Annotated in this window: 7 protein-coding genes; 5 read left to right on the top strand and 2 right to left on the bottom strand. The window is 56.6% G+C overall.

Translation table 11 applies throughout. The annotated features are described in order from the left end of the window. Nucleotides 1-837, top strand: an 837-nt coding sequence (locus tag K5905_RS23315) for a DMT family transporter (RefSeq protein ID WP_297588390.1), incomplete at its 5' end; no start/stop codon positions are given. A gap of 48 nt (nucleotides 838-885) precedes the next feature. Here K5905_RS23315 and serA read toward each other — a convergent pair. Both serA and K5905_RS23325 read right to left on the bottom strand, forming a co-directional pair. Then, complete coding sequence (gene serA / locus K5905_RS23320) at nucleotides 886-2,472, bottom strand: phosphoglycerate dehydrogenase (protein WP_297588392.1); 1,587 nt, start codon at nucleotides 2,470-2,472, stop codon at nucleotides 886-888. Between the two features lie 76 nt (nucleotides 2,473-2,548). Continuing rightward, on the bottom strand, nucleotides 2,549-3,727 hold the full coding sequence (locus tag K5905_RS23325; protein ID WP_297588395.1) for a phosphoserine transaminase: 1,179 nt from the start codon (nucleotides 3,725-3,727) through the stop codon (nucleotides 2,549-2,551). A gap of 123 nt (nucleotides 3,728-3,850) precedes the next feature. Here K5905_RS23325 and K5905_RS23330 point away from each other — a divergent pair, with 123 nt between their 5' ends. The 4 genes from K5905_RS23330 to K5905_RS23345 form a co-directional block, all read left to right on the top strand. Continuing rightward, a complete protein-coding gene (locus tag K5905_RS23330) occupies nucleotides 3,851-4,324 on the top strand; it encodes a hypothetical protein (RefSeq protein ID WP_297588399.1) in 474 nt (157 codons plus the stop codon). Between the two features lies 1 nt (nucleotide 4,325). Then, the gene (locus K5905_RS23335; RefSeq protein WP_297588402.1) at nucleotides 4,326-5,150 is read left to right on the top strand and encodes a helix-turn-helix domain-containing protein; all 825 of its coding nucleotides are present in this window, start codon (nucleotides 4,326-4,328) and stop codon (nucleotides 5,148-5,150) included. Beyond that, on the top strand, nucleotides 5,143-5,574 hold the full coding sequence (locus K5905_RS23340) for an HNH endonuclease signature motif containing protein (protein ID WP_297588405.1): 432 nt from the start codon (nucleotides 5,143-5,145) through the stop codon (nucleotides 5,572-5,574). Before K5905_RS23335 ends, K5905_RS23340 begins: the two co-directional genes overlap by 8 nt. Next, nucleotides 5,574-7,014 (top strand): terminase TerL endonuclease subunit (locus K5905_RS23345; RefSeq protein WP_297588408.1); only part of this gene is annotated, 1,441 nt, incomplete at its 3' end. The genes K5905_RS23340 and K5905_RS23345, both read left to right, overlap by 1 nt.

The following is a 7,014-nucleotide window of genomic DNA, read 5'->3' on the forward strand; positions in this document are numbered from 1 at the left end:
TTGTTCGCCAAAGTTGCTGTCGCAGAAATCCCACCCTTTGTTCTGGTGTTCCTGAGGGTTTCAAGCGCCTGTGCCGTGTTGCTGGTGGTGCTCTGGTATCAGCAATTGCTCGGCAAATTTACACTCAACCTCGTAGTTCCATTTCTGATCATGGGTTTCCTGAACAACGCAGTGCCCTTCTCCCTGCTCTTTCTCGGGCAAACTGAAATCGGCGCCGGGTTGGCATCCATACTCAACGGCACAACGCCGGTTTTCACCGTTATCGTCGCAAGCATACTGACCCGTCAGGAGGATTTGCGGTTGAACCGTATCGCCGGTGTCGTGCTTGGAGTTGCCGGGGTTGCAATCATGCTGTCCAGTAGCCTGTCAGGTGTCGCATCCGACCCGATCTGGGCACAGGTCTGCTGTCTGAGTGCAGCGGTGTCCTATGCTTGCGCGGCAACCTATGCGCACCGGTTCAAATCCGTGCAGCCCCAGATCGCAGCAACCGGACAATTGATGGGCTCAAGCCTACTGATGCTGCCGGTCGCGCTCTTCTCTGCCAATGGCTGGTCGATTGCCGATCCGAGCCAGATCGCCTGGCTGAATGTACTGGCGTTAGGTGTTCTGGCGACAGCCCTGGCCTATCTCATCTATTTCAAACTGCTGGCGGAGGCCGGAGCGACAAATGCCTCGCTGGTTACATTGATCGTCCCGGCAAGCGCACTGCTGTTCGGATGGATGATACTGGGAGAAAAACTCAGTGCACTGCAACTTGCCGGATTTGCAGTTCTTCTGCTCGGACTTGTTGTCCTTGATGGCCGGATCCTTCAGCGTTTTGGGGTTCGAACCGCCTGACTGTCCGACCAGGACAAGCCGGAGGTGCCCAGTGGGCACCTCCGACAATCAAAATGCCAAGGATTTCACCTGCTTGACGTGAGAAACAGCTTCAAGACGCGTCATCACTTCTTCAGGCACCACACCATCGACCTCGACCAGGCAGATTGCATCCTCGCCCGGAGCGATCCGGCCAAGGTTGAAGGTAGCGATATTGACACCGCTGCTGCCAAGTTCCATTCCGAGTTGGCCAATGAAACCGGGCTTGTCCTCGTTGGTGATGTAAAGCATATGGGACCCGAGCTCGGCTTCCATGTTTATGCCCTTCACCTGGATGATCCGCGGTTTGCCATCGGCAAAAACTGTACCGGCAACCGACCGCTCCTGGCGTTCGGTTATGACAGTCAGACGGATATAGGTCTCGTAGGCACCTTGCTTTTCGCGGCGGATCTCTTCGATTTTCATGCCGCGCTCTCTGGCAAGGATCGGAGCCGATACCATGTTGACGGTTTGCAAAAGCGGTGTCAACAGGCCGGTTATCGCAGCAGCCGTCAAGGCGTGGACATTCATCTCGGCCACTGCACCGGCATATTCCAGACGCACACCTTCGATCCCGGTCTCGGTCAACTGGCCGGCAAAGGAACCAAGCTGCTCCGCCAAGCGCACAAACGGTGCCAGTTTCGGAGCTTCTTCAGCCGAGATGGAAGGCATGTTGAGCGCATTTCGAACGGCACCCTCAAGCAGATAGTCACACATCTGTTCGGCAACCTGCAGGGCCACATTCTCCTGCGCTTCGGAAGTCGAAGCTCCCAGATGCGGGGTGGAGACGAAATTCGGCGCACCAAAAAGCACATTTTCCCTTGCGGGTTCTTCTATGAACACATCGAAGGCCGCCCCGGCAAGCTTGCCCTCATCCAACGCGGCCCTGACTGCGGCTTCGTCCGCAAGACCACCACGGGCACAGTTGATCAGGTAGGCCCCGGTCTTCATCTTCGCAATCGAGGCTGCGTTGATGATGTTGCGGGTCTTGTCGGTCAGCGGCGTGTGCAAGGTGATGAAATCCGAACGACCGAAAAGCTCGTCGAGATCGACCTTTTCGACACCCAGGGCCACCGCCCGTTCCGGCGTCAGGAACGGATCAAATGCAACGACTTTCATCTTCAGGCCGATTGCGCGGTCTGCAACGATCGAGCCGATGTTGCCGCAACCGATCAGACCAAGGGTCTTACCGGTAAGTTCGCGCCCCATAAAGCGGGATTTCTCCCACTTGCCTGCCTGTGTGGAAGCGTCCGCCGCAGGGATTTGCCGGGCAACGGACATCATCATCGTGATGGCGTGTTCTGCGGTCGTGATGGCGTTGCCGAACGGTGTGTTCATGACGATGATACCGCGCGCCGTCGCTTTCGGGATGTCGACATTGTCAACCCCGATCCCGGCTCTGCCGATCACCTTCAACCGGTCCGCGGCGGCAATGACCTTCTCGGTCGCCTTCGTTGCAGAGCGGATCGCCAATCCGTCGTACTCGCCGATAATCTCCAGCAGTTTTTCCTTGTCCTTGCCTACATCGGGCAGGAAATCAACATCAATGCCACGGTCTTTGAAGATCTGGACCGCAGCGGGAGACAGCTTGTCTGAAATCAGTACCTTGGGAGCCATTGTGAGCTTCTCCTTGAAAACAAAACGGACCGGGCAGCGTGCCGCCCGGGAAGGTCGTCATGAGTGAAGGAAATGCTCAGGCAGCCTGAGCCAGTTTCGCTTTTTCCAATTGGAATGCCCAGTCCAGCCAGGTTGTAAGCACCTGCAGGTCGCCGGTTTCGATCGTGGCACCTGCCCAGATACGCAGACCGGATGGCGCGTCACGGTATGCGCCGATATCGTAAGCAACCCCTTCCGCATCCAGCACGCTGGCAAGGCTTTTCGCGAACGCGGCCTGGTCTTCTGCTGAAAGCGCCAGGATCTCCGGATCGGTTACTTTCAAACAGACGGATGTATTGGAGCGTGTCCCGGGGTCGACGGCCAGGAAGTCGATCCAGGCCGACTTATCGACCCAGTCTGCTAGGACCTGCAAATTGGCATCCGCACGGCCACGCAAGCCTGCAAGGCCACCAATTGTCTCAGCCCATTTCAACGCATCGATGTAATCCTCGACGCAGAGCATGGAAGGCGTGTTGATGGTTTCACCCTTGAAGACACCTTCAATGAGCTTGCCACCCTTTGTCAGGCGGAAAATCTTCGGCAAAGGCCATGCGGGCGTGTAGGTTTCAAGACGTTCCACCGCCCTCGGACTGAGAATCAGGACACCGTGAGCTGCTTCCCCGCCCAGAACTTTCTGCCAGGAAAAAGTCACGACATCGAGCTTGTCGAAATCCAGATCCTGTGCAAATGCGGCCGACGTCGCGTCACAAATGGTCAGACCTTCCCGATCGGCCGGAATCCAGTCGCCATCGGGCACACGCACACCTGAGGTCGTGCCATTCCAGGTGAAAACGACATCTTTGGAGAAATCGACCGCAGACAAATCCGGCAACTCGCCATACGGCGCGTTTAATATCCGTGCATTGTCCAGCTTTAACTGCTTCATCACATCGGTGACCCAGCCGGCACCAAAGCTTTCCCAGGCGAGCATGTCGACGCCGCGCGCTCCAAGCAAGGACCAGAGCGCCATTTCGACTGCACCGGTATCGGACGCCGGTACAATGCCGATCCGGTATGTGTCCGGAACCTGCAGTACCTTGCGGGTAAGATCGATGGCTTCGGCTAGCTTTGCCTTGCCTGGCTTTGCCCTGTGAGATCGCCCGAGCGGCGCATCGGACAAACCGTCCAGGGACCAGCCGGGACGTTTGGAACAGGGACCAGACGAAAAATTAGGATTGGCCGGACGGAAGTCCGGCTTGGCGGTAAGAACTGACATATCTGTCTACCCTCGCAGATAGTAGCCCCTCGTTGGGGAGGGGTGGCCCACCTAGGGACTTACGCCAAACCCGAAAAAACTACAAGTAAAGTCTGTATTTATGATGCAGGTTCCGGCGGCTTCGTGCAGAACGAAACAGGATCGCGCGAAGAAAAGTGGCACAAAACTGACACACGCGGTTCCGCATCTGTTCGCGGCCAGTCCGAAAAAGAAAATGCCGCTCCGGATGGTCCCCGGAACGGCATCACATCAAAACAGAAAAGCGCATTTTCCGCGACAAGAGTTAGCACGACTGGCTCCAATTTGGAAGCCGAAAGCCCCGCGCCGCTGCATATTTCGGAAAGGATGGAACGCCTTGATCGCGCTGTTCTGGCAGCGTTCGCCAAGCCCGACGGGCATCGTCGCAATGGCATGTATTGTTTTGCGCGCCGCTCAAGAATCGCTCGCGAGGTCGGTGTACGCAGGGATGTCCTGAACGCAGCAATTCGCCGTCTCACAGAAGCTGGAAAATTGCGCCCAGTTTACTCGTCTGTCCTTGCACGCTGGGGACTTGAGATCTGGGTTGAACCGACACAGCTCATCGAAGGGGGTGAATGATATGGCCCTCTTGGAACAAAACGACATCCTCTTTGCACAGAAAGCAATCTTGCTAACCCCGAACCTTTCCGCCGCTGCCAAGCGTGTTGCAGCGGCGATTGTCGACCACTTCAATAAGAGAACCGGGCAATGCGACCCTGGCATTAATCGCCTGGTCAAATTGCTTGGAATGAGCCGGGCGACGGTCATTCGCGCGACTGAAACTCTCAATGAGCTTGGTTTCATCAAGAAGGAAAGCCACGGCGGTAAATCCCATCGCGCAGCCTACATCCCGAACTGGAATTTGTTCCGGCAAATTGTGGACGATTGGGACACTCAGATGAAGTCGAAACCGGACCCTGAAGAGGCGACGGCGGACGATGAAAAGACAACGACAAAGGTCTCAAAACCGAAACGTTCAAGGTCGCAAAAATGCGACGTTAAAGGTCTCAATTCTGCGACCCAAACCCATCGAAGTAACCAATCGAATAAACCCATCGAAGCGGAGCAAGTGGAAACGCCTGACGAAAAACCGCACCAGCCTCCCGAACGGAAATGCAATCATGGGGCTCCGAAGGGGAGTGTGCAGCGAAGTCAGGGGTACCTACTGCTACCGATGCAAGGAGGCAGGCAAGTTAGCCGAGGTGAAGTGGCGCGAGACGCAGCACAGAAGCGTTGGGAGCTCGATGCCAAATCGCGAGGCGAACATGTCTATGCAGCGGTTGCAGAATGGATCACACCGGAGCGCCAGCATGCTGCGACAGAGGCGGAACTGAAGCGCAAGGGCGGCGGGTTCGACTTCATCGCTGCATCCATGCACAGCGAGCGGAGATTTGCGCATGGCTAAGTGGCCCTACAACACCGCGCTCTGGCAAAAGCTTCGCCGCCGTAAGTTGGCTGCCGCCCCTGTGTGCCATCCGTGCTGGCTTCGAGGTGAGGTCACCTTGGCGAAGGCAGTCGACCATATCGTCCCGATCAGTGACGGCGGCAATCCGTTTCCTCCACTCGATGGACTGATGTCGATGTGCGAGCGGTGTCACAACGAGAAGACAGCGGCCAATGACAGAGCGGGAGCAAAACCGTTCGCCCGCAAGGTCAAAGGCTTCGATGCCAACGGTGACCCTGTCGACCCATCCGACGATTGGCATCAGGCGGGGGGCGGGTCAGATCACGAAAACGGGCCTGAAACAGGACCGGCGGCAGCGTTAGAAAAATACTTAGTTTCAGGCACTTCGAACACCGATGATCCTGACGAATCGGGGTTCGCTTAATGGCTACGAGGGGCATAGGAGCCAAGGCGCTTTCTGAGCGCGGCAAGATCGAAGTTCGGCCTGTGAAGCCGTGGGAAGAACCCAGATTGAGCCGTGCGGGCAAAGTGATCGCGTTTCTTGAAGATCTGCCGATCACTGCCGGGAAACTGGCAGGCCAGAACATGAAATTGCGGCCCTGGCAGTGTAAGTTCATCGAAGAGGTGTACGCAGAGGATGAAAAAGGCCGACGTCCTGTGCGAACTGCCGTTCTCTCAATGGCCCGCAAGAATGGAAAAACGCAGCTCGCGGCCGGACTGGCGCTTTGCCATTTGATGGGGCCGGAATCGGAACAGCGGGGCGAAGTTTATTCGGCCGCTCTGACCCGGGACCAGGCGGCAAAATTGTTCCAGGAAATGTGTGCGATCCTTGCCGCTCACCCTGAGCTGGATGACCGGGCCAACATCATCCGCTTCAACAAGCAGATCGAAATTCTGTTTGGCGATGGAGCGGGATCGATCTATGCCGCCCTGTCAGCAGACGCAGGTTCGAAAATGGGCCTATCTCCCTCATTCATCGTCTACGATGAATTGGGGAGCGCTCCGAACCGAGACCTGTTCGACGCCCTGGATACCGCGACAGGCGCGCGAGATAACCCTTTGATGGTTTGCATATCGACACAGGCTGCCGCCGACCATCACGTGTTCTCTGAGTTGATCGACTACGGATTGCAGGTTCAGTCAGGCGATGTTCAGGATCCATCATTCCACCTCACCCTCTATGCGGCTCCGCAGGACGCTGACCCCTGGAGCAGGGAAACATGGCTGACGGCGAATCCTGCACTTGACGATTTTCGATCCCTAGAAGATGTCGAGCGCCAGGCTGCACAGGCTCAGCTTGTCCCCTCCAAAGAAAGCGCATTCCGAAACCTGATCCTCAACCAGCGCGTGTCCGCTGTCGCCCGCTTTATTCACAAGGCTGAATGGGATCGATGCAACACCGCTCTTGACCTGGCGAAGCTTTCGGGCCGCGAGTGTTTCGGCGGTCTGGACTTATCAGGTTCACGCGACCTGACGGCCTTCGTGCTAGCGTTTCCAAATGAGGACCGCAGCTTCGATATCAAATGCCAGTTCTTCATGCCGGAAGCCAACATCGCAGAGCGCTCAAACGAGGATCGTGTGCCTTATGATCTTTGGGCGCGCCAGGGTTTCATTACACTGATTCCAGGTGCGACGATCGATCCAAGCTTCGTTGCGCACGAAATCGTCCTGGCATCGCAGGCTTTCAACTTGAAGACTGTAGCTTATGATCGTTGGCGGATCGAGGACCTGAAACGAGAACTTGGCCTTTTCGGAGTCGATATCCCGTTAGAGCCGTTCGGACAGGGCTACAAGGACATGTCCCCGGCGGTTGATATGCTTGAGCGCTGTGTTGCCGAAAACCTTCTCAGGCACGCCGGACATC

The sequence above is a fragment of the Roseibium sp. genome (genome assembly GCF_025698965.1).
Classification (GTDB): Bacteria; Pseudomonadota; Alphaproteobacteria; order Rhizobiales; family Stappiaceae; genus Roseibium.